Raw genomic sequence first — 25,201 nt, forward strand, 5'->3', positions numbered from 1 at the left:
GTACTACGCATGCTGCTCTGCTTGCGTGGCTGCTTTTTCTTTTCGACGTTGGACAATATAGTCTTTCAATGGGAACAACAACACTAAGATTGAAATTACGAAAATACTGAGTGTTAATGGGCGGTCCCATAAAAAGCTCAATGAGCCATCTGAAATCATCATCGCACGACGGAAATTTCGCTCAATCATATCGCCAAGTATAAAGCCAAGTAACAAAGGTGCCATTGGGAAAGCTAGCAACCTAAGGACTAATGCCACCAATGCAAAGCCCACCATCATAAATAAATCAAAGGTGTTAAATGACACTAAATACACGCCAATTAAGCTAAAGAACAAAATCATCACGGTTAGCACCGATTTAGGCATAGCCAGCACTTTAGCAAAATATGGGATCAACGGCAGGTTCAGAATAAGCAGTACGATATTGCCAAAATACATACTGACAATGACAGCCCAAAACACGCTTGGGTTTTCTTGCATTAACATAGGACCTGGTTGAATGCCGTAGGCGATTAAGGCGCCTAACATAATCGCTGTCGTGCCAGAGCCAGGAATACCTAACGTCAGTAGCGGTACAAATGAACCCGTACAGGCTGCATTATTAGCCGATTCAGGGGCTGCTAAGCCACGCATCGAGCCCTTACCAAATTTATCTTTCAGTGCCTTTGGAGCAAGGTTACGTTCCGTGGCATAGGCCATAAAGCTGGCAATCGTCGCCCCTGCCCCTGGTAAAACACCGACAATAAAACCAAGTAAAGAGGAACGGCCAACCACAGGAGCCATGTCTTTTACTTCTTCTTTGGTTAATTTTGTTGAACCAATTTTTGGCGTATTAGGATCATCCAACTTGTTATCTGGCTCAGCCTCAGGGCGCGCCACATTAATCAGTGCCTCAGCCAACGCAAACGTTGCCATTGCCACTAATAAAAAGCTAATGCCATCTAATAAATCGGCTTGGCCAAAGGTAAAACGTTCAGTACCTGAAGAGGGATCAATCCCTACCGTTGCCAGCATTAAACCAAATACCGTCATCATCATCGCTTTTAAAAATTGCCCTTTATTAGAGAACGCGGCAATGGCCGTTAAGCCTAAAAACATTAGTACAACATAATCAGGGGATTGAAAACTTAACGATACTTTCGCTAATAATGGCGCAGCCACCATCAGTAAAATGGCACCAATTGTTCCACCAATAAAGGACGCATAGGCTGCAATGGCAAGGGCTTTACCTGCCTTGCCTTGCTTAGCTAAAGGATAACCATCGAATGAAGAAGCAACTGTCCCTGCAACCCCTGGCGCATTAATCAAAATAGAAGACGTAGAGCCACCAAATATAGCGCCGTAGTAAACACCCGCCATTAAAATCATGCCCGAATCAGCACCAATGCTGTAAGTGATCGGGATCATCAATGCAATCGCAGTAATTGGACCAAGTCCAGGTAGCATACCGATGAAGGTGCCGACAAAGCAGCCAACAATCACATATAACAAGTTGTTCCAGTCGAGTACGGTCGACAAACCTAACATAATTCCATCAAGCATAACTTAACTCCACAGGTTGCCAGGTACTAAGTAAATGCCCAGTACTTGTGTCATTAAAAACCAAAAAACCACAGCGACAGGCACAGAGGCAAACAACAACACCGTTTTACGGCGTTCGCCCATAATAAAAAAGCCAGCAATTAAAAAGGCACTGGTGGCAATTAAAAAACCAAACGGCTCGAGCATGGCGCTATAGGCAACCATTAGCACTAACAGTGCAAAGGTACGTAGTAAGTTGCCCTTACTGAGTAGCTCTGCTTTTTCTGTTGGCGCTTGCTTTAATAAGTTGGCACCAATCGATAGTACACACACCACAATACCAAATACGGCATACACTTTTGGTAAGGTTGCAGAAGTAACGCTTTCATACTCTTCAAATGGCATGAGTGGAATTTGCCAAGCCACAAGGGCGTAAAGGGTAAAGAGGACCAAGAATAAACTTGGTCCAATTAGTTCACGGTTTAACATTAAAAAGTCCCAACTAACCTAGTCTACGAATAAAACCAAGCTCTTCCATGACCACTTTTAGCTGTGCTTCCTGCTGCTCAAGCGCTTTAATAAACGCTTCTTTCTCTTGAAACAGGTTTAACCAACCATTACGCGCACGAACCGCTTCCCACTCAGGTGTTGCTTGTAATTTACGCAACTTTTCTGTGTACTGAGCTAGTTTGTCCGCGGGTAAATCTGGGGTTGCAAAAAAGCCGCGCCAGTTTACGAATTCCATGTCGTAACCTAGCGACTTTAAGGTTGGAATTTCAGGATAATCCGGTAAAGCATCTGCTGAAGTCACTGCTAAAATACGCGCTTGACCGCCATTGGCGACTTCGAGTGCTTCACTTAAGCCCGTTGAAAGTAAGTTGACCTCACCCGACAACAAACCTGCTTTCGCTTTACCACCCGCATCATAGGGAATGTAACGTAATCGACGACCATCAATACCCGCCGCCTTTACAGCTTGTGCTGCCACTAAGTGATCCATACTGCCGCGCGCTGACCCTCCCGCCACTTTGACTGAGCTTGGATCTTTTTTCATAGCATCAATAACGTCTTGCCATGTTTTATAAGGCGAATCATTACGTACAACAAACGCGCCGTAATCGGCAATCATGCTGGCAACTGGCGTTAAATCACGATAGCTGTAAGGAATTTTGCCTGATAATGCGCGTAGTACGATAGGCGTTGAGTTCACCATCAACATATCGCCTTTTTTAGTACCCGACTCAATCAAATAAGCTATCGCACGGCCACCGCCGCCACCCGACATATTTTGAAACGACGCATTATCTTCAATCCCCGCTTTTACCATGGCTTCACCCACACCACGGGCTGTGGTATCCCAACCGCCACCTGGACCACCGGGTACTAAAAAGTGTAAGTCAGCTAACGCCAACGGGCTGGTTACTAATAACGAGGCTGCTAATAAAGAGCTCTTAATTGATTTAAACATAGTCATAATGCACGACTCCTAAAATAAGTACTGCATACGAGCGCTGATGCCCATACCTGAATCTTCATCACCTACCAGCGAAGAAGCGCCTGCACCATCAACATCGCTGTAAATCAGGTTGCCCATAAACTTAATATCGCTGCTTAGGTAATAGGATGTGCCTAACGTATAAGTGGTTACGTCAGTGCCTTGGTCTTTACTACTGGCATTCATTTGTGAAACACGGGCAACCAATTCCCATGCGTCTTTAATCCCTTTTGGCTGAACAAATAACGCAGAGCCCGCTTTGTAATTGCGCTGCTGACCACCTAAGAAGTAACTGGCAGAAACATGAAAACCATCAAAGCGCTCACCATCTAATGCATTGCTACTATCAATCGTATCGAGGTAACGGCTGGCATATTCAGCCTCTAGAGTGAAAGCATTTGCTTGGTAGGCAAATTCAAGACCTGTTTGCGACATACTATCGAGTGCAGCCGTTTCACCGCCTACTGCGTAATCCACTAAGCGCACATTGGTTTCACGCACTTCACCGCGGGCAAAACGAGCGCTTAAATCATTACCGCCCATATCGCGATAGGAGTGCCAAGCACCTAAATGAATCACATCACCAGGCGCCGCACTTGACCACGTTAAGCGACCTGTTACAGCCAATGTGAGTTTGTCGTCTTCGTCATGGCCTGATGCACCAAACGCATCATTTTTGTAAACACCTACGGCATAACGTAAGCCTGAGTCCTTAAAGTATTGATAAGCTGAAATACCCCAACGAAAGAAAGGTGAGAAGGTATTAGCAAGGGTGCTGCGCTCAATAGTGTTAATGTGCTTAGAACTGGTTAGCGCATTGAGCGACATGTCTTCACGAATTTTACCGGCTTTTACTTTTAAGCCGTTGTCGAATGCATAACGAACACGGGCTAGAACAATTTCAGCTGTGCCTTCTGCAAATTCGAGTAATAGTTTGTGATCCCAGTTACCATGTTCACTTTCAACATAAGTACGGATACGTCGAGGAAAGAAGTCGCTGCCTCCAGCGCCATCATTGTCGGCATTGTAAGCGCCGTCGAAATAGTTGTAATCAAGCTGTACGCGACCACCAAATTCTAGGTTAAAGCCGCTAGATATTTTTAATGAGTCCACTTCTTTTTGAAGTGCATCGAGTTGTTGCTGTAGTTGTTCAGTGTCGCTTTGTGCGAACGCTGATGTACTTGCTAACGCCGCTGCAACGGCTAAAGCGAGCTGTGTGTTACTTGCTTTCATGAATTACTCCACACCAGATTATAATTATTTGTTGTCGTTGATCGGCCGACTGCAAATGGCGATCTGGTTTGGAGCTTAGTGTTAACGATAGATTAACGAAATGTTTAGGAGGTAAGTTGCATTGATGATAATAAATGGCTTTTTGCTCATAAAATTCATGAACAAAAAGCACATTACTAGGGTTTAGTATAAAATTCAGTCAAATTAGGAGCTTAATTGCTAACTAAAGGTCATTTCAGGTACATCTTCAGAGACAATAAGCTTACCTTGTGTCTTCGCTATAATCTCATCGACTGAGACTCCTGGGGCACGCTCTAATAAATGAAATGCACCGTCTTTAATTTCTAACAATGCCAAATCGGTGATCACTTTATTGATACAACCAACCCCAGTTAGCGGTAAACTACATTCAGTCAGCAGTTTTGACTCGCCATGCTTGTTGGCATGGGTCATAGTACAAATAATGTTTTTAGCACCGGCCACTAAATCCATCGCACCACCCATCCCTTTAACCAACTTTTTCGGGATCATCCAACTGGCAATGTTGCCGTTTTGGTCCACTTCAAACGCACCCAGAACGGTTAAATCTACATGTCCACCGCGGATCATGGCAAAGCTTTCTGCGGAGCTAAAAATAGCTGCGCCTGTTGCTGCGGTGACCGTTTCTTTGCCTGCGTTGATCATATCGGCATCAACTTGGTCTGCACTTGGGTAAGGTCCCATACCGAGTAAGCCATTTTCTGATTGCAGCATCACTTCGATGCCATCAGGGATATAATTAGCGACCAAGGTTGGAATACCTATGCCCAAGTTAACGTAGTAACCATCCTGTAGTTCCATCGCCACGCGTTTAGCGATTTGTTCTCGTGATAATGCCATCAGCGTGCTCCTTATTGATTCTCTTGCTTGGTGGTAACTTTCTCGATGCGTTTTTCAAATTCACCTTTAATCACTCGGTCAATATAGATACCCGGCGTGTGAATTTGGCTTGGCTCCAGCTCCCCTGGCTCAACAATTTCTTCAACTTCAAGAACCGTAATTTTGCCTGCGGTTGCTGCCATCGGGTTAAAGTTCATCGCCGTATGACGATAAATACAGTTACCGTAGCGATCTGCTTTCCACGCTTTAACAATCGCAAAGTCGCCGGTAATACTTGGCTCTAATAAATAATCGCGACCATTAATATTGCGGGTTTCTTTACCGTCAGCCACCGGTGTACCGACACCCGTTGCGGTATAAAATGCAGGAATGCCCGCACCGCCAGCACGCATTTTTTCCGCTAAAGTGCCTTGCGGTGTTAGCTCAACTTCAAGCTCACCATTTAATAGCTGCTGCTCAAATAACGCGTTTTCACCGACGTAAGAGGCAACCATCTTGCTAATTTGTTTGTCTTCAAGCAGCACACCTAAACCAAAACCATCAACACCACAGTTATTCGATACCACAGTTAAACCACGGGTGCCTTGATGTTTAATTTGCGCAATCAAGCCTTCAGGAATACCGCATAAACCAAAACCACCCGCTATCACTGTCATGCCATCTTCAAGGCCAGCCATCGCTTCGCTGTAACTTGTAACTACTTTATCAAAACCTGCCATTGGCTCCTCCTATTGTGCAGTCCAACCGCCATCAATGGCGATTGCTTGGGCGGTAATATTGCGTGCTGCATCGGCCATTAAAAAGCTAACGGTATGCAGTATTTCATCTAAGCCGATAAATGCTTTTTTCGGCATTGGTGCCAGCATAATCGTGTCGATCACTTGTTGCTCAGAAATGCCATGCTCTTTTGCTTGCGAGGCAATTTGTTGCTCCACAAGCGGGGTTTTCACATACGCCGGACACACCGTGTTGATTGTAATATTGGCATCACCCGTTTCTAAGGCCATGGTTTTTGCAAACCCGATTAAACCATGTTTTGCTGCGATATAAGCCGACTTATACTTAGACGCCACCATGGCATGGATTGAGCCAATATTAATGATGCGACCAAAATCTTGCTCACGCATGCGAGGGAGTACAGCCTTGGTCATCATCGCAGGGCCAACAAGCATGACTTGTTGTAAAAACTGCCATTTATCTGCCGGAAAATCTTCAAGCCTTGCAACGTGCTGAATACCTGCATTATTAATAAGTACATCTATTGGCTGATTAAGCTCAGTGAAAAACTGCTCTATTGCGGTGCTTTCTGCCACATTGAGTGCATACCCTTCGGCGCTGCCACCTTGCTCAACAATGTCTGCTGCCGCTTGTTGTGCTGCTTGCTGATTTAAATCAGTGACAATAATAGTGTGACCTTGCATCGCCAGCTGCTTTGCAACATATAAACCAATACCACTGGCTGCACCGGTAATTAAAACTGTCCTGCTCATCGGGCTACTCCTCTAAAAACTCACTGATAAGCTGCGCTTTAGGGGCGATTGAGAAGATGCCATCAAGGTGTCCCCAGCCCCCTTCAATTTCTGAAATCGCAACATCTTTACCTTGTGCATTCATGGTTTCATACACAGCGCGCATGTTTTCGGGGCGTAGCAATAAGTCGTTACTCGCAGGAAGCAGTAAGGTTTTTGCAGAGATATTTTTAAGTGCCGTTGTTAAATCGCTTTGCATGCCAGCGGTAAATAGTTGTGATGCCCGGACCAAATAAAGTACATGGTTTGCATCTTGCGTTTTCGCACGCGCCATTGCCCGCCCAGCCAATACTTGATTTAACTTAGGCAAGGTACGAATGTCTTTTAACGCGCCTTCATCCAATACGTTAAAGTCAGGGAAGCTCGCGTTATAAATAATTGGATGCATCGCATCTTGCGTAATATTAAGCATGGTTGCCGCTAAGCCATCTAACGGACGCTCTTTGCCGTAGTAATTACCTTGCTGCCAGTTTTTATCTAAACGAATTGGTAACGCCCATTTTTCAAGTGCAGCGACTGTCCATGCATCCATCGTTGCAGCGCCAATCACATGAATTAAACGCTCTACTTTATCTGGGTAACGCGTTGCCCACTCAAGAGCTTGAAACGAACCCATTGATGCGCCCATCACAGCATGTAATTTAGTGATACCTAGGCTTTCTAGTAAACGTTTTTGCACATTCACAAAGTCAGTAATTGTGACTACAGGGAAGTCCAAGCCATAAGGTTGACCTGTTTTGGGATTGGTTGACGCAGGACCTGTGGTGATTACATTTTCATCATGCCAGTTGGCATTCACTAAGGTGTCTGAGCTAATCACAAAGTATTTATTCGTATCAATCGCTTTACCTGGGCCGATAATCGCATCCCAATAACCTGGTAAGGCATCATCCGCTTTATATTTACCTGCGGCATGAGACGTACCAGAGAAGTAATGAGTGATTAAAATCACGTTATCTTTATTGGCATTTAGTTTTCCGTAACTTTCCCAGCCAATATCCACTTGCTCTAAAGTCACACCAGACACAGTGGTAAAATCTTTTGTTGTAAAATGCTGTTTTTCCACCAGCATGGTGTCGGCTTTGTTTTCGGCGCCAAACGCAGTGCTACTAAATACAACCAGCCATAGCAAAATTATTAATTTGGTTTTCATTGCTGTTCCTTAAAAGAAAATAAAGAGTCCGAGTGCCAATGCGACACCGATAAGCGGAATGACCGCGGTGAGTGCTGCCATTGACCAATACGCTCGTTGATGCGTTTCTTTACAGATAGCACGTATCGTTGTGACCACATAGCCATTATGCGGCAAGGTATCGAGTGCTCCAGAACTAATCGCCACCACACGGTGTAGTTGTTCTGGATTCACACCCATATCTAAATAACCCGGTGCGACAAGTGGTAATGCGATGGCTTGTCCACCAGAAGCAGAGCCTGTTAAACCTGCAATGACACTCACTGCCACGGCTGCGCCAAGTAGTTCATTCCCTGGCATATGGGTCATCACATCGACAGCGGCGATAAATGCTGGTGACACTTTCGCCACGGCGCCAAAACCAACCACGGCAGCGGTATTACCGATTGCTACTAAAGCACCGGTTGTACCCACATTAATAGCATTACCCATATCGTGAAAATGCTTAAAGTTGATAATCACAATACTCAGTACACCACCAAGTAAAGCGACAATCAGCGCTGTTTGCTGCAGTACATCATGTAGTGTAAATGATAAAAGTAGCACCACGATTAGCGGGATCACACCCGTGATTGGATGCGGACGACGACGTTCAATAATGACAGGATCATCATCACGCGCTTCAAAGGTTTCGCCGTTAGCAACGGCCTTTTTGATCATCTTGTTTAACCAAAAATAGCCTGCTGTCGCCATGAAAATAGCCACCACTAAGCTGACTTCCCATGCCGCATAGGGTGACGTACCAAGGTGCTTAACGGGGATCCAGTTTTGAATTTCTGGCGAGCCAGCTGAGGTCATGGTAAAGGTCACCGAACCAAATGCTAGCGTTGCTGGAATAAAACGGCGTGGTAAGTTTGCATCTTTAAACAGACTTAATGCCATTGGGTAAACAGAAAACGCAACGATAAAGACGCTCACGCCACCATAGGTTAAAACAGCACAGGCAATCACAACTGCAAGAACAGCGTGTTTCATACCTAATTTACCCACAATGTAGCTTGCAACACTGTCTGCAGCACCGGTGTCTTCCATAAACTTACCGAATAACGAACCCAGTAAGAACATAAAGAACCACGCACTTAAGAAGCCTGCAAAGCCATCCATATAGGCGTTAATAAAGTTTGTATCTGCCGATACAGGGAAAATGGCCATGCCACTACTAAGTGCAACTAACAGTGCACAGATTGGCGCAGCGATAAATAAATTTACCCCACGCAGCGTTAAAATGATCAGCAGTATTAAGCCGCCTAACAGTCCTATCATGCTCAGCATAGACATTCCTATAATTATTGTTATTACACAGATGAGGTGACATCGGAATAATGCTTTTAGTCTTACCTTAAGCGTTCAAAAAATACATAACACTAAGGTACTATCTGCTTTAAAAATAGCTTAATTGCTTGATAAATAAAGGGCTGTGGTGGGTATAGCACTATGGTACTAATTCAATTTTTGCAACTATCTTCTACATTAACTGACAGGTGACACGGGCAAATCTTATTCAGTCTTCGGCAACATCGATGTGAGTGGCCATAAGACTAATGACAACAATAACAAGGAATACAACATGATAAAGCTTAACCCAAAAGTCGCGCCACTTACTCTGGCTGTATCACTTGCTTTGGCAGGTGTCAGTGCTCAAGCGGCAGAACAAGCCGAACCTGCAGCAAAAAAAGGTGAACTTGAACGTATTCAGGTAACAGCACGTAAAACCGTTGAAAATCTGCAAGAAGTGCCTGTTGCTGTCACTTCAATTGGTGCTGAAGAACTGGCAGAAAATGGCATTGTCGTCATGACCGAAGTTCAGCAGTTCTCGCCAAATACTACCTTGCAAGCCAGTCGTGGTACTAACTCTACCATTACTGCGTTTATTCGTGGTGTAGGTCAGCAAGATCCTCTTTGGGGTTATGAGCCAGGCGTAGGTATTTATATTGATGATGTTTATCTTGCTCGTCCACAAGGTGCCGTGCTTGACCTACTTGATGTGCAACAAATCGAAGTATTACGCGGCCCACAAGGAACGCTTTACGGTAAAAACACCATTGGTGGTGCAATTAAATACGTCACCAAAGAAATGAGCGGTGATGCCACGTTAAATGTACAGGGGACTGTGGGCAGCTATAACCAGAAAGATTTAAAGATTACCGGCCAATTACCGATTGTTGACGAAAAACTTTACGTAGGCTTTGGGTTTGCAACGCTTAACCGTGATGGCTTTGGTGAGTTTTTAACATCGGCTCTTGATAACCAAGACCGCGAAAACTACAACAAAGACGTGACCGCAGCACGTGTTACACTGGAATACACACCGACTGATGATTTATTCTTTCGCTTAGCGTGGGATAAAACAGAAGACAAGTCAAACGCAAAAGGTGGCTACCGTTTACTACCAAGCCTACTAACCGATGCACCGGTTCCAGATAGTGTGTATGACTCATACACCAGCTTACCAACATGGAACAAAGTTGAACTTGAAGGCTACAGCCTGACTGCTCGTTGGGATATGACTGACTACACCAGCATTAAATATGTAGGTTCAAGCCGTGAGAGCTACTCACCAACCAACATCGACTTTGATAATACTTCAATTCAAATTTTCGATGTTCCTGCAATTTACGATGATGAGCAAACCACTCATGAATTACAGCTAAACCATCAAGGCGATAACTACAAACTGGTTTCGGGTCTTTATTACTATGACGGTGAATCATGTGGTCAATTCCAAGCTATCTTGAAAGTATTAGGTCAGGCATTAGGTGGCCCAAGCTTAACCCGTGAAACCGGTGGCTGTAGTAACTCAACAAGTAAGGCAGCTTATATTCAAGGTAGTTATGACTTTAACGAACAATGGTCAATGACATTGGGCGCGCGTTACACCAAAGACAAAAAAGAAGCGAATGTTTATAACGGTTTAATTTTTGATACAGTCTACCCTGAATCAGACTGGGTGCCAGGTTACACTCGCCCAGAAGGTCAGCTTGTACCAACGGTACTCGATGATGAAGAAGAATGGTCACGCTTCACACCGCGTGCAGGTGTTGAATATCAGTACTCAAACGACATCATGTTCTTTGCAAGTTACGCGCAAGGCTTTAAGTCAGGTACGTTCAACCCACGAGCAAGTACAGCAGAGCCTGCTGCAAAACCAGAAATCGTTGACTCATTCGAAATCGGCATGAAGAGTGAGTGGAACAATAACTTACGTGCAAACGTCACCCTATTCTCACTCGACCATAAAGATCGTCAATATATTTCTGTGTTACCCGGTGAAACAGATGCAGATCTAAACCAACGCTTAGGTAACATTGGGGAGTCAACATCTGATGGTATTGAGCTTGAGCTTAACTATGTAGCATCTGAATCGCTCAGCTTTGATGCATCAATAGGTTATATTGACAGTAACTTCGATAACGTGATTGATTTTGACCCTGTAACAGGTGAGCAGTTCGATAAATCAGACCGTTTTACGGTATCAAACACACCTGATTTAACCTTTAATCTGGGTGCAACATACCGTATGTACACAGAAATGGGCGACTTTGTAATTAATGGTAGCTATTACCACAGAGGCGACTACGCGTTATTCGAAGAAGATAGCCTATTAACGCAAGATGCTTACGGTATTTTTAATATGGGTATTACTTGGTACAGCACAGATGGTCACTGGACTGCCGGTCTTTACGGTAAAAACTTAATGGATGAAGAGTACATGATTGGTGGTTACCAGTTCGTGGCACCTGATCCAACAGACCCAACAGATACCAGCAAATATACCCCAGGTTTAGGTGGTGATAATACGCTAATTGGTTACTACGGCGACCCTCGCACTGTCGCCTTCACTGTTGGTTACCGTTTCTAAAATAGAATCTAAATCCTTGTGTGAGAAAGGTTTGTCTGAAACTTCCCCTCAGGCAAACCTTGTTTCAAAAGGCAAAATCACTTATAACATAACGCATTGGAGAATAGAGGGAATGTCTTTAGCTGTGAACACCATAATCGCCGATGATCACCCGTTATTTAGAAGTGCGCTGCGTCAAGCTGCCGCGACATCAGTGCCAGAAGAACATATTAAAGAAACCAGTGACATTGATGGTTTGTTTACACTGTTAAGCGCTCACCCTGAGATTGAACTAATATTTTTAGACCTCACCATCCCAGGTGCAAATGGTCTACAAGCCCTTTCGCAACTGCGTAACCACTACCCTGATATTCTAGTCATTATGGTCTCTGCCAATGAGACACCTGCCATAATCAAACAAGCTATGAGCCTTGGCGCTGCAGGCTATATTCCGAAGTCATCTTCTTTAGATGTTATTAGTGAAGCAATTAGCCATGTACTCAACGGCGATACGTGGTTACCACCCGAAGTTGATTTAACCGATGTAGTAATCAACGACGAACAAAGCGAATTTGCTCGTAACCTTGAAAAACTAACTCCGCAGCAATACCGCGTACTTGCAATGATTGCCGACGGCTTATTGAATAAACAAATCGCCTTTGAAATGTCAATTCAAGAAACCACAATCAAACAACATGTGTCAGCGATTTTACGGAAGCTTAATGTCTATAACCGTACCCAAGCAGGCATTTTGTTTAACCAGCTTTCGCAGGTTGGCAAAATCGAAGAAAGCTAATTTAAGCATTTACTCCCAGTTTTAATTTGAAATTCCCATAAATGGGAATTTCTAAACCAAGAAAAAAAATAAAAACTATAAATTTCAAAACGTTAAATATTGGCATGCTCCTCGCTATAGTGCTCACATCAAAACTATCTAAGTAAAAAATAATAGATAAAAATGAACACTAAGGACAACATCGTGTACACAGCTTGCAAAAAACTAGCAAAAAAATTAATTCTTCCGACCATAACACTGCTATCAGCCAGTTTCTGCGCCTTTTCTGCACATGCAGATGAGCTTGACCAATGGGTGGTTGAGTTAATGCAAAAAAGAAATATTCCAGGGCTACAACTCGCCGTCGTTCGAGATAATAAAGTAACTAAAGTTGCCAGCTACGGAGTTGCAAATATTGAAGATAATATCGCCGTTGATGGCAACACTTTATTTGCCATTAATTCTGCAACAAAAGCTTTTGTTGGTGTGGCGCTGATGCAGCTTGTTGAGCAAAAGAAATTAGATCTTAATGCGCCTATTGGCACTTATCTGCCAGAATTGCCAACTGAGTGGCACGCTATAACAACCAGAGAGTTAATGAGCCATACATCAGGCTTACCTGACATAATAAAAGGTGAAGTTGCTGATTTAATCTCAGATCAAGGACCCGATGATGCATGGCAATTAGTTCAAACCAAGCCATTAGAATTCGAAACAGGCACTCGCTTTAAATACAACCAAACAAATTACGTTATTATTGGTAAGTTAATTAACAAACTATCGGGGATGCCATTTCAGCAATTTATCGAAAAAAACCAATTACAGCAGGCTGAAATGAGCAGAACACTTGAAGCGGGCTTTGGTAATCTCAACAATGTTGTAAAACATTCAGCTAGACGATATGAAAAGCAAGGCAACGAACTGTTCAATTCAAGAGAAGCCATTTTTTCTGAAATGTTACAAACCGCCGCAGGTATGGCCTCAACAGCAACAGAATTGGCAAATTGGCTAATCGCTTTACAAACAAATCAATTTATTAGTGAAGACAGTATGCAGCAAATGTGGACTCCGGCTCGACTAAAAAACGGTCGTACTCAAGGCTTCAATCAACGCTTAAATGGCTACAGTCTTGGCTGGCCAGTTATGGGACGAGAAGAGCATCCTGCATTAGCCGCTGTGGGCGGTAACAGGGCTGGTATCTTTGTTTACCCTGAAGATAATATGTCGATTGTGATCTTAACCAACTTAATTGGCGCAATGCCATCGCAATTTGTAGATGAAATTGCGGGCTTTTATATTCCACAAATGAAACAAGAGAATGGCTTTGGTTTACCGAAAAATATTAAACGCTTATGGCAAGTTCTTGAAGTACAAGGCTATGAAAATGCGATTACAGCTGCGGATCAATTAACTAAAGACGAGCAGATTCAATTTACTGAAAACGATATTAACTTATGGGGTTACTCGCTTATTAACCAAGATAAACTCAATGAAGCGTTAGCGATTTTTAAACTTAATACGCACCTTTACCCACATAGTTACAATACCTTTGATAGCTTAGCAGAGGCATATTGGTACCTCGGTGATCTCAAGCAAGCAACCACCAATTATAACCATGTATTAAAGCTTAAACCTGATAACGCACATGCTAAAAAGCAACTGGCTAAACTTGCAAAGCTGATGCAGTAAACAGCACATTATAATTTGTCCCACTTTTGATTTTATTAATCCCAAAAGTGGGAAAACCCACCTAACCACAAAAATATAACACTTTTAAAATCAATAAATTAAACCTTGGCACGTTCCTCGCTTTTGTGTTGCTAAACCTACAACATAATGAAATATAGCCAATGGATTTAGACAGCACACTAAAACGCAAACCTCAACAATCAAAAGCTAAAAAATGGCTGATTGGTGCAGCTATTGGCGTATCTGCTCTTGGCGCTTTAATGATGTATCAATGGGCGACACCCACTGTGGTTGCGGCAAGCCAATTGCAAATAGCAACCGTAGAACAAGCCGATTTTGTGGTAAAAATACGTGGTTTTGGCCGTTTAAAGCCAAAGTATCAACGCTATTTAACCAATACCGACACCGCAATGGTCGAAGCTATCCATGTTTACCCTGGCACTATCGTTAAAAAAGACACGGTAATTTTAAGCCTAGTAAACCCGCAGCAAGCACAGCGTCTATCGGTCGCTCGGCTAGAACTTGCTCGCCAAAAAGCCAGTGTTAATGAGCAAAAAATTAACCAGCAAAGCGAGCTACTTGAACGCCAAGCAAATCTCGCCATTTTAAAAAGTGAGCTGCAAAGCGCAGAGCTCAGAGTCGATGCCGAAAGTAAACTGATCGAACAAGGAATTGTTTCAAGCCTCGATTACAAACGAAGCGTGCTAAACGTTGCACAGCTTACAGAACGCGTAAGTATCGAGCAGCAACGCCTTGCACAACTTAAAGAAATGCACTTACAACGTAGCAAAATACAGCAAGAACTATTAAGCCAATTTGAGCTTAATTATCAAGTTGAGCAACACGCTTTTGATCAGCTACAAATAACAGCAGGCATCGATGGCATGTTGCAAGAGTTGAATGTTGAACTTGGCCAAAATCTCGTGCCGGGTTCTCGCCTTGCCGTGGTTGGCTCAAACAAAGCACTAAAAGCAGAGCTAAGCGTTAAGCAAGCTGATGCCGAAAAAGTAGCACTCAATATGGCAGCGAAAGTAAACACCTTTAGCCAAGCAAGCCACAGTGAAGTTGATGCCAAAGTCACCCGAATTGATCCTATCGTTACCGATGGTCGAGTTATTATCGAACTTGATTTACAAGGCACACTGCCTGCTAATGCCCGCCCAGATTTAAGCATTGAAGGCTATGTAATTAGCAACATTATTCCCAATGCGTTAACCATTAACGTGCCACAAAAAGCACAAGCATACAGCGAAGCCACGCTGTTTAAACTTAATCCAAATACCCAGTTAGCAACGCCAACCAATATCGAATTTGGTACACTCAGTGACAATCAAATTCAACTTTTGAGCGGTGCCACCGTGGGCGAACAGCTGATCATTTCAGACCTTTCTAAATGGCAGCATTTGGCAACAATAAAAATCGAACAGGACAGTTTATGAAAACCAACACGCTTATCTCATTAAACAAAATCGCCAAAGTTTATCGCGGCCAAAATGTTGAAACCTATGCATTAAAAGACATCAGCCTAAACATTAACCAAGGTGACTATATTTGCATTAGCGGCCCTTCAGGCTGTGGTAAATCGACGCTGCTGTCATTATTAGGCTTACTCGATAGCCCAACTGCTGGCGACTATTTCATTAAAGAAGTCGACACAAAAACCCTCGATATGGATCAGCAAGCTGAACTTAGAAACCGTCACATTGGTTTTATATTTCAGTCGTTTAACCTAATTGATGAATTATCGGTATTTGACAACGTGGCACTGCCGCTCACGTACCGAGAGCCAGCCATGAGCCCAAGCGAAATTGAGCTTGCGGTAAAGCAGGCCCTTGATGAAGTTGAAATGGGTCACCGTGCTCAGCATAAACCAAACCAATTATCCGGTGGTCAACAACAGCGTATTGCCATTGCCCGTGCATTGGCTGGCAAGCCAAGCATTTTATTGGTGGATGAGCCAACTGGTAACTTAGATTCAAAAAATGGTGATGCAGTTATGGACTTGCTTGATGAGCTGAATAAAAAAGGCACCACGATTTGTATGGTAACCCATGATTTACGTTATGCCGGACGTGCAAAAACGCAACTTAAATTGCTAGATGGTGAAATTGTTTCCTACTCTGAAGCTCGCCAAGCACCTAGCAGCGACACTGCTGAGCATGCACTCGAAAGCGCCGAGGTGATGTAATGAAATTAACCAAAACACGCGCCCAACTGAGCTTAGCGTGGGCATCATTAATGAATGCACCGGGCTTTGTCACTGCGGTTATCGCAACGCTTGCTTTAACACTGGCAACCTTGTTTGTGGTGCTTAGCCTTGTTAACAGCTACTTTTTAAAGCCCCTTGATGTATACGATGAAAGCCGCATGGTGGTGGTTGAGCAATCACTTACTTATGATGACTACGATGCCACCGGCTTTCAAAGCTATCAATCGATGGTGCATTGGCTTAAACATAGTCAAAGCTTTGAACAAAGTATGATGATCAATGCGGGTGAACAAATCTTTGCAAACCTAGATGGCGAACCGAAAGAGCCAGTGCTGTATGTTGGCGGCAACTATTTTGACTTATTAAATACAGCATTTTTAATGGGACAAGGTTTTGACCTTGGAGAAACGCTAGAAACTCCTGATGATCGGGTTGTTATATCTGCTAACTTCTGGCGCAAACATTACAACAGCGACCCGAACATTATTGGTAAAACACTTTCAGTTATGGCGGGTGAAACCGATTACGTTCACCGTATCGTCGGTGTTGTTGATGACTCATTTAGCCCACCTTACATGTTTAAAGCAAGTGATGTTGAAGTGTGGTTTCCATCAAGTGCTGACCGCCGTTTCTTTCACAATGACGATTGGCAAAGCCCATGGACAAACACGTTCAAAAACCTAAAACTCATTGCAGTTTTAAAGCCTGGGGTCACCATAGATCAAGTTAAAGTCGATTTAAAACAACAAATTGATACGGTTAAATCAGAGTGGCTCAACAACGGGGGGATCACCGATGTAAAACCTGAAGTAACCCCGTATCGCGACGTTGAGCTGGGTAATAACGATGACTTAAGCTTGATGATGTTAGCTGGTGCAGTAGGGCTACTGATTATTGCGGTACTTAATGTAAGCACTTTATTCTTCTCTCGCGCTCTTGCCCAACATAAAACCCTCGCCTTGCAGGCGGTGTTAGGTGCAAAACGCAGCACGTTATTTAAAAGTATCTTTTTACAGTCACTGATTTTAATGACCTTATCGGTCAGCATTGCGCTGTTTTTATCGGTATGGGGCATACGTTTATTTAAAGTATTGGCAGAAGGGCGTTTACCACTGGTGAATAGCTTAGCCGTTGATACCACGTTAGTTATTGTTGCCATTATACTGTGTATTGCTCTTGCTTATATTTTCTCTGTAATTACAGCACGTTTGGTAAATTACAAAACCCTAAATACGCAAATGCAAAACAGTGGTAAAGGCGGGGTTTCGCAGGTATCAGGCCGCACAGTGCGTATTTTAATTGGCTCACAAATGTTTGTTGCCGCGCTGCTTGTTAGTTTTTCTGTGATGGTAGTCAGTAAAGCCATGGGCACGATTAACCGCCCACTCGGTAGTGATACCGAAAACCTATATTTTGCCAACCTTTTCCAGCCAAATAATCAAATGTCGTTGGCTGAGCGCTACGAACATATGCTGCAATACAAGCAGGTTTTACTTGATAGCCAAGGCATTGATGATGTTGCCCTAGGTCACAGCCCTGTTTCGCAAAGACAAAACGCCAACACCCTGACAGATGTAAACGGTAAAAGCTCAGTTTTCTTCCCTAGTCAGTGGGTAGGACCTGATTACTTTGCGTTAGTTAATACCAAAATTCTCGCTGGCCGCACCTTTACCGAGCAAGCAATACGTGGTGAAACCAACGAGATACTGGTATCAGTCAGCGTTGCAGAAAACTTATTACCAGGCCAAGATTATCGAAATATTATCGGCAAGAGCTACCAAGGCTTAGAAGAAAAGATGTATGAAGTGGTGGGTGTAACCGAAGATTTTAATCACCCTAAATACTACGACGAGTCGTTTGGTCGTCACATTTGGTGGCCAGCGACACCGTATAGCTACATGTTTACTATTAAAGCTTCTGAAGGCGTTAAGCTGACTAATAAACAAATACTTAATACGCTAAAAGAAAAGAACAGCGACTTAACCATGTGGCAGTTTAACGACTTACAGCAAGAGTACGACAATTTACTGTATATGAGCCGTCTGACCGTGGTTCTGTGTAGTACCTTAGCGTTATTTACTCTATTATTAGCAGCAATCGGTATTTTTGGGGTACTGAGCTATAACCTTGGTCTACGCCGTTATGAGTTTGGTATTCGTATGGCATTAGGTGCGAAAAAAGCACGCTTATTCAAGCTGATGAGTGTTGAAGCTATTATCCCTGTGCTCGTTGGCTTTGCGGTTGCACTCGCTGTGGTAACGATGGGTTTTTACATGTTACAAGGCCAGCTAATGTCTTGGCTGATACTTGATGTAAGACTGCAATTACTCGCTTGGAGTATTACCTTATGTATTGCGCTATTCGCTTGCTTTAGACCTTTGGTTTTACTGCTTAAAGCAAAACCTATGGCCGCTCTGCGTAACGATTAACAGCACAAAATGGTGGCTTAAGTTTTGGCTTAAGCTACCTCAACAGGATAATAAGAAGAATCATGGATAAAATCTTAGTCATAGACGATCAAGCTGATGTACGTCTGGCTGCTACTGTTGCATTACAACAACTTGGCTTACATTGCCTTGAGGCCGAAGGCCCTGAACATGCCCTTGAGTTATTAAAATCAGAGCACATTAGCCTGATTTTGCTCGATATGAACTACAAGCTCGACACCACCTCAGGTGAAGAAGGGTTACGCTTTTTAAAGCAACTAAATCAATTAGGATCGACCATACCTGTCATTGTGATGACCGCATGGGCTAGCATTGATGTTGCCGTTAAAGCCATGCAATTAGGGGCTGTCGACTTTGTTGAAAAGCCATGGAATAACTTACGCTTAACCGCCGTTGTGCAACAACAACTCAAGCTCAAGCAAAGTAATCACGACAACGCGTGCTTAAAGGCGCTTACCAGTGACACACAAGCACATTACATAGCTAAATCAGAAATCATGCAACTGTTGCTTGCCAAAGCTGAGCGCGCAGCAAAAACCGATGCCAGCATCTTAATTACCGGCGAAAATGGTACAGGCAAAAGCTTATTAGCACATTATATTCATAAGCATTCTCTCAGATGTGATAAACGCTATGTAAGCGTGAATATTGGCGCTATTGCGCCAACGCTATTCGAAAGTGAACTATTTGGCCATAAAAAAGGCGCTTTCACTGATGCCAAAGAAGACCGCTTAGGGCGTTTTGAAATTGCCGAAGGCGGCACCTTATTTTTAGATGAAATTGCGACTTTAAGCCTCGAGCTGCAAAGTAAAATGCTCCGCGTGCTAGAAAGCAAAGAATTTGAAGTGCTAGGCTCAAGCCAAACCAAGACCGCCGATGTTCGCATTATTTCTGCCACCAATAGTGAATTAGCTACGGCCATTGAGCAGGGTGAGTTCCGCCGTGATTTATTATTTAGACTCAATACCATTGAACTGCACATTCCACCGCTTCGTGACAGAAAAGACGACATCGCTCCTTTAGCAGAACACTTATTATTGGTGCATGGTAAAAAATACCAACGAGCGAATATGGCGCTCAGTGATGATGCCCTAAACGCGCTAAAAAATTATTGCTGGCCTGGTAATATTCGTGAGCTAAGCCACTGCATTGAACGTGCGGTGATCATGAGCGATAACAACAATATTCAAGCCAATGACCTCATTTTAGATCAACCAAGTTGCGAGCAAACGAATAGTAATGCAGAACAAGCTTTGCCACTATTGCCCCTTGAAGAACTTGAAAAACAAATGATTCAAAAAGCGCTGCTGCAATTTAATGGTAATGTTATCGCCGCAGGAGAATTTTTAGGATTAAGTAAATCGGCGATTTATCGTCGCATTGATAAACATCAGCTCGATTTAAAAGAAGTTGAACGCTAAATGAGTAGCAAGTTGTCGTTAGAGCAGCGTGTTCGACGCTATTTTTATCTGGTTATAGCGGTGCTATTAACGCTTGGTATTGCCCTTTCGCTCAGCTTAAAACTAGATTGGTTTGCCAGTATCAGTCTATTATTGCCGTTCATCGGAATAAGCGCTTTTGCTTTAATTAAAAGCTACCGAGTGATCACCGATGTGGTTGAACGCTTTGGTCTGCAACTAGATGCACTGGCAAATGACGAAAGTAATAGTTGGCATTTAGCGTCTTATCAAAGTGGACGAGTCGCAGCGCTTAAGCAAGATTTTGCCAAGCTCAGCAATAAAATAGCCAAGAACAAACGCCATTACATGCAAACAGAAGAGTTTGTGTTTGAGTTTGCCAGCATGCTGGACTTACCCATCGTTATACTAGACCCCCATGGCTTGATTTACTTTAGTAATAAGGCGTTTAAAAACAGTATTAGCCATCGCCAGATTGAAGGTAAATCGGCCAGCGACTTAGGCATTGCACTGCATGATGGCGAATGGCAACAAAACAGTGACTCCCTGTTTAAACAACGCTTTCAAATCTCATCGCAGACTTTTTGGCGGACTGGCAGAAACTTTGAATTACTAACCTTCTTTTCAATTGAGCAACAGCTTCGCGATAACGAACAACTTGTTTGGCAACGTTTAATTCGCGTGTTAAATCATGAAGTGCGTAATTCACTCACGCCGATTTATTCCATGAGTCAGTCATTGCAAACCCTTAAGCGCCAAGGACAAATTAGCAGTCACGATGATCTCGCCCAAGATATGCTGCAAGTAATAGAAAAACGCGCTCAGCATTTACTTGATTTTGTAGCCAGTTACAGTGCGTTTGCCAAGCTACCACCCGCACAAAAACAGACAATCAGTAGCGAGCAACTAAACACACGTTTAAGCGCTATCTTTCCTGAACTAGTGATAAATAGCAGTGAAGAGTTTCATGTTAATGCCGACTTGGGGCAGCTAGAACAAGCGTTGATCAATTTGATAAAAAATGCCTTTGAAGCAGGTAGCGATTCTGCCCCAACCCTCACTTGGTTAAGGCAGGGTGATAACTTAAGTATTGCAATTAGCGACCAAGGCTGTGGCATTCAAAACCCCGATAACTTGTTCGTGCCATTTTACTCAACCAAGGCAAATGGCACAGGTATAGGGCTTGTGATCACCCGAGAACTGTTACGTAACCAAGGCTTTGAGTTATCAATAAACTCAAAACCCCAGCAAGGCACGCAGGCTCAAATTACTGTATTCTGATTAAGTAAGTCGCTTAATCATGCGTTTTAAGGCGGGCGCTTTCAAAGGCTTATAAAGCAATGGGTAGCCCGCATCGAGCACTAACTCGCGTATTCCTTCGTCATGATTCGCGGTATTAACGATGGCAGGTAACGCAGTAAGGGCTGCTTGCTCAATCACTTCAAGGCCCGTTACCCCATCATCAAGCTGATAATCGATAATCAGTAATTGTGGTAGTGCTTGGCTTGCCTTTAACTGCTCAAGTTCCGCTAAATTAGTGGCCGTTGAGATTTCGCAGCCCCAATTTTCGAGTAACTGCTTTAATGCCTCTAATACGTTTCGGTCGTTATCAAGCAGCCAAATACGCAGCTGACCAAGCTCTGTTTCTTGCTGCGCTTCTGCGCTTTGCTCTTTACTCGCTTGACGGCTGACCTTACATGGCAGTGTTAAAGTGAACTGCGTGCCTTTACCAAGCTCAGACCCCATCACTAGGGGTATTTTAAGTAAGTCACATATACGTTTAGTGATTGCCAGCCCTAAGCCTAAACCCTCGGCGCTTGGTTTTGCGCCAAGCTGTTTAAACTCTTGGAAAATAGTTTGTTGATCGCTCGATGCAATACCTATTCCTGTGTCTTCAACAATAAAGGACACATGATCATCATCGTCATGATGCATTTTTAAACGTACTTCGCCTCGCTCGGTATAACGAATCGCATTACTGAGTAAGTTTCGCAATACTCGGCGTAACAACGCTTTATCAGTATGCAAACGCACATCACAAGTCTCAATTATAAACTTTAAACCCTTATCAGTTGCGAGGGCTTCATAATCATTGCGCAACGGCTCTACAAGTGAGCTGGCTGCAAACTCGCTCATTTGTACTTTAAACGAACCTGAATCGAGCTTCGTTAGTTCTAAAATACTCGATAACAGTTCTTCAGCGCTGCCTAATGAATTTTTAATATTCATCGCTAATTCTTTAAGCTCAGTGCTTTGTGCTTTTTCATTCATTAATGAACAAAACAAACTCGCGGCATTGAAGGGCTGAAGTAAATCATGACTCGCAGCAGCAAAAAAGCGTGTTTTACTGACTGTTGCTTGTTCCGCCACCTGTTTTGCCTTTGATAGCTCTTGATTTGCTTGAGTCAGAGCTAATGTACGTGCTGTTACTTTTTCCTCAAGGCTAACATTGGCTTCGGTTAACGCTTTTTGTTGTTTTACGAACTCGGTGATATCGGTATAGGTTGTTACAAACCCTCCCCCTGGCAGTGGATTACCTTGCATCTCAAACACACGGCCATCATTGTGCGAACGTTGGTATTTATATGCACTGCCTTGGCGTAAATACGCTAAACGTTTTTCGACTTCGCTGGTCACACTTTCGCCCCTGAACAGGCCACGCTCAGCATTAAAACGAATAATATCAGCCACCGGACGCCCTATATATAAAGCATCGTCAGGGTAAGCAAACATATTCTTATAACCTTGATTCCACGCTACAAGTCGCAGTTCACTGTCGACTACACTGATCCCTTGTTGGATGTTTTCTATGGTTGATTGTAGTAAATCACGATTAAATTTAAGAACTTGACTTGCTTCATCAACAAACTCAGCAACTTGTTCTAGTGGCTGGCGCTGCTCATTTTTAGCTACATCTAAAATGAGCCGTGCCGATGCCCCGCCAATCACCGCTGACATCTCACGCTCAACCAGTAGCTCTAATTCAACGTTAGCAGGGCGCTTCCACTTCCCTTTATCATCAGGAAAATAATGGTTTACCAAAGATTGCGCGGCCTCTTTCTCGGCAAATCGCTGTAATAAAGCTCCTAAATCATGATAACTAAGTGGATGTAGGTGGTTGCTGATCCGTGAGTCACTTAATTGAGAAACAAATTTATTACTCTGCAAGCGCTCAGCCAATGTTGCACGACTAAACAACGGCACCAAAAAATACACTAAACAATTAGCGCCTAACGATAACAGCAAGGCTTGACTGATGCTTTCCATGCCTAATAAAAATAAATTGGTGGGTGCAAGCCAGCTAATTCCCCAAGGCCCATTCACGAGCCATAAACTATCGTTACCTAAGCCGCCTGCTAGGTTTGGCAGTAATAGTGTGTAACCCCAGATGATAAAGCCACTTAGTATACCAAGCTGCGCACCTCGACAAGAGGCTTGTCGCCACCACAGACCAATAATCATAGCTGGTGAAAATTGTGCAACCAAGGTAAACGACATTAAACCGACATTAGCAAGCGTTGTGCTCTCGCCCAGTACCCGGTGAGTGAAATAACTAAGTAATAAAATGAGTACGATAACGATTTTACGCGCATGTAGAAGGTTATTTTTATCGAGTCCACGGCTACTCGATGTAAGCTGCGAGCGGCGTAAAATAAACTGATTTATAAAGTCATTGGTTATCATCACAGAAAGTACAATTGATGACACAATTACCATACTAGTTGCAGCTGAAAAGCCGCCTAAAAATGCCAGTAATGCAACAAAAGCATTGTCAGCTGCCATAGGAAGTGCCAGTACAAAGGTATCGTAACCGACTTCTTGACCTTGAAAATAAATTAATCCGGCGTATGCAATCGGTAGAATAAACAGATTGATAAGCAATAAGTAAATCGGAAATAGCCAACGTGCCGAAGCCAATTCTTTATCGTTATTTTTTTCGATAAAGCTCATGTGAAACTGCCTTGGCAGACATAGGGTTGCCAAAATACCGAGTAATGTATGGGCAACATACACATAGGTTGGGCTTTGTGTTACAGCAACTTGCTGATCGATATTCAGCGCCTGTGCTTTTTCAAACAGTGCCATGGGGCTGTCAAATAATGCAAAGCACACATATAAACCCACTGCAGCAAATGCCAATAGCTTAACTACAGATTCAAAAGCAATACTCGCAATAAGGCCAGGGTTATGCTCACTGGGTTTTAGCCGTCTTGCACCAAACAAAATAGCAAATAACGCCAAGACAAGCGTGATGTAAAAAGTGCTATCGGCCCACACTTCATGGCTTTGTGTGACGGCTCTGTCGGTAAGTAAATTCATACTTTGTGCGGTCGCACTAAGCTGTAAAGAGATATAAGGCACAATCGCAATCACAGAAATAAGTGATATTAGCCCTGATAAACTTGAAGATTGTCCGTAGCGGGTGGCAATAAAATCTGCCATCGACGTTATTTTTTGCTGTCGACAAATATGTGCAATGCGACAATATACCTGCCAGCCAAAAATAAACAGTAAAATAGTGCCAGCATAAGTCGGCGCTAACCACCAGCCGTTATATGCAGCTTGTGCCGTGGTGCCAAAAAACGCCCAAGATGTACAATATACCCCAAGCGATAAACCATAGGTTAAACCTTTAAAAGGCAGTACTTTTCTTTTATCAGCCCAACCTGCAACCGCAAATAGAATTGCTAGGTAAACAATTGCAAGTAGGCTTATTGACCAAATTGAGAACATCGCATTTGATTATTTTAATTATTATAGCTTCAGCATAGTTTTTATTAGTCATAATTTACAGCCCAACTTTAGTGCTAATGCATTGTATTTGAGGGGGTTAAAAAACAAACATAAAGAAATGAGAATTATTTGCACCTAGCTGTTGACAGATAGTTAAATCTAATTGATAATCACTATCAACAAGTCAGCAACGCTTTATGACTTGTTCGGAATAAACTGATTTGTTTCTCGACCCTGAAACG

The 25,201-nt window shown here is 43.2% G+C and carries 18 protein-coding genes; 8 read left to right on the top strand and 10 right to left on the bottom strand.

What is annotated here, in order from left to right; all coding sequences use genetic code 11:
* Positions 1-3: 3 nt before the first annotated feature.
* The 9 genes from L3V41_RS17645 to L3V41_RS17685 form a co-directional block, all read right to left on the bottom strand.
* Positions 4-1,542 carry a tripartite tricarboxylate transporter permease gene (locus L3V41_RS17645; protein ID WP_062567510.1) on the bottom strand — a complete coding sequence of 513 codons (1,539 nt, stop codon included), beginning with the start codon at positions 1,540-1,542 and terminating at the stop codon, positions 4-6.
* Between the two features lie 3 nt (positions 1,543-1,545).
* Entirely contained in the window at positions 1,546-2,010 is a 465-nt protein-coding gene (locus L3V41_RS17650) for a tripartite tricarboxylate transporter TctB family protein (protein WP_062567509.1), read from the bottom strand.
* A 13-nt stretch (positions 2,011-2,023) separates the two neighbouring features.
* Complete coding sequence (locus tag L3V41_RS17655) at positions 2,024-2,989, bottom strand: tripartite tricarboxylate transporter substrate-binding protein (protein ID WP_062567551.1); 966 nt, start codon at positions 2,987-2,989, stop codon at positions 2,024-2,026.
* Positions 2,990-3,007: 18 nt separating this feature from the next.
* Positions 3,008-4,249 carry a porin gene (locus L3V41_RS17660; RefSeq protein ID WP_237128200.1) on the bottom strand — a complete coding sequence of 414 codons (1,242 nt, stop codon included), beginning with the start codon at positions 4,247-4,249 and terminating at the stop codon, positions 3,008-3,010.
* A gap of 219 nt (positions 4,250-4,468) precedes the next feature.
* The gene (locus L3V41_RS17665) at positions 4,469-5,128 is read right to left on the bottom strand and encodes a CoA transferase subunit B (protein ID WP_193987998.1); all 660 of its coding nucleotides are present in this window, start codon (positions 5,126-5,128) and stop codon (positions 4,469-4,471) included.
* A gap of 11 nt (positions 5,129-5,139) precedes the next feature.
* The gene (locus tag L3V41_RS17670; protein WP_119853699.1) at positions 5,140-5,847 is read right to left on the bottom strand and encodes a CoA transferase subunit A; all 708 of its coding nucleotides are present in this window, start codon (positions 5,845-5,847) and stop codon (positions 5,140-5,142) included.
* Between the two features lie 9 nt (positions 5,848-5,856).
* Positions 5,857-6,618, bottom strand: a complete 762-nt coding sequence (locus L3V41_RS17675) for a 3-hydroxybutyrate dehydrogenase (RefSeq protein ID WP_062567505.1) — start codon at positions 6,616-6,618, stop codon at positions 5,857-5,859.
* Between the two features lie 4 nt (positions 6,619-6,622).
* Positions 6,623-7,810 (bottom strand): homoserine O-acetyltransferase, encoded by a 1,188-nt coding sequence (locus tag L3V41_RS17680; RefSeq protein WP_237114590.1) that lies wholly within the window; start codon positions 7,808-7,810, stop codon positions 6,623-6,625.
* A 9-nt stretch (positions 7,811-7,819) separates the two neighbouring features.
* Positions 7,820-9,121, bottom strand: a complete 1,302-nt coding sequence (locus L3V41_RS17685) for a GntP family permease (RefSeq protein WP_237128201.1) — start codon at positions 9,119-9,121, stop codon at positions 7,820-7,822.
* A 295-nt stretch (positions 9,122-9,416) separates the two neighbouring features.
* On the opposite strand from L3V41_RS17685, the gene L3V41_RS17690 reads away from it, so the two are divergent.
* The 8 genes from L3V41_RS17690 to L3V41_RS17725 all read left to right on the top strand — a co-directional run bounded on the left by L3V41_RS17690 (position 9,417) and on the right by L3V41_RS17725 (position 21,506).
* Positions 9,417-11,708 (top strand): TonB-dependent receptor, encoded by a 2,292-nt coding sequence (locus tag L3V41_RS17690; protein ID WP_237128202.1) that lies wholly within the window; start codon positions 9,417-9,419, stop codon positions 11,706-11,708.
* Positions 11,709-11,820: 112 nt separating this feature from the next.
* Positions 11,821-12,483, top strand: coding sequence for a response regulator transcription factor (locus tag L3V41_RS17695; protein WP_054562939.1), 663 nt, complete (start codon positions 11,821-11,823; stop codon positions 12,481-12,483).
* Positions 12,484-12,666: 183 nt separating this feature from the next.
* A complete protein-coding gene (locus tag L3V41_RS17700; RefSeq protein WP_237128203.1) occupies positions 12,667-14,151 on the top strand; it encodes a beta-lactamase family protein in 1,485 nt (494 codons plus the stop codon).
* Between the two features lie 161 nt (positions 14,152-14,312).
* Entirely contained in the window at positions 14,313-15,590 is a 1,278-nt protein-coding gene (locus tag L3V41_RS17705; RefSeq protein WP_237128204.1) for an HlyD family efflux transporter periplasmic adaptor subunit, read from the top strand.
* On the top strand, positions 15,587-16,339 hold the full coding sequence (locus L3V41_RS17710; RefSeq protein ID WP_237114594.1) for an ABC transporter ATP-binding protein: 753 nt from the start codon (positions 15,587-15,589) through the stop codon (positions 16,337-16,339). Before L3V41_RS17705 ends, L3V41_RS17710 begins: the two co-directional genes overlap by 4 nt.
* Entirely contained in the window at positions 16,339-18,789 is a 2,451-nt protein-coding gene (locus tag L3V41_RS17715) for an ABC transporter permease (RefSeq protein WP_237128205.1), read from the top strand. Before L3V41_RS17710 ends, L3V41_RS17715 begins: the two co-directional genes overlap by 1 nt.
* A gap of 62 nt (positions 18,790-18,851) precedes the next feature.
* Positions 18,852-20,228, top strand: coding sequence for a sigma-54 dependent transcriptional regulator (locus tag L3V41_RS17720; RefSeq protein ID WP_237128206.1), 1,377 nt, complete (start codon positions 18,852-18,854; stop codon positions 20,226-20,228).
* Positions 20,229-21,506, top strand: a complete 1,278-nt coding sequence (locus tag L3V41_RS17725; RefSeq protein ID WP_237128207.1) for a HAMP domain-containing sensor histidine kinase — start codon at positions 20,229-20,231, stop codon at positions 21,504-21,506. It abuts the gene before it with no gap.
* Here L3V41_RS17725 and L3V41_RS17730 read toward each other — a convergent pair whose 3' ends face one another.
* The gene (locus tag L3V41_RS17730) at positions 21,507-24,959 is read right to left on the bottom strand and encodes a PAS-domain containing protein (RefSeq protein WP_237128208.1); all 3,453 of its coding nucleotides are present in this window, start codon (positions 24,957-24,959) and stop codon (positions 21,507-21,509) included.
* Positions 24,960-25,201 lie beyond the last annotated feature (242 nt).

This window comes from Pseudoalteromonas sp. L21 (assembly GCF_021728035.1).
Lineage (GTDB): Bacteria > Pseudomonadota > Gammaproteobacteria > Enterobacterales > Alteromonadaceae > Pseudoalteromonas > Pseudoalteromonas arabiensis.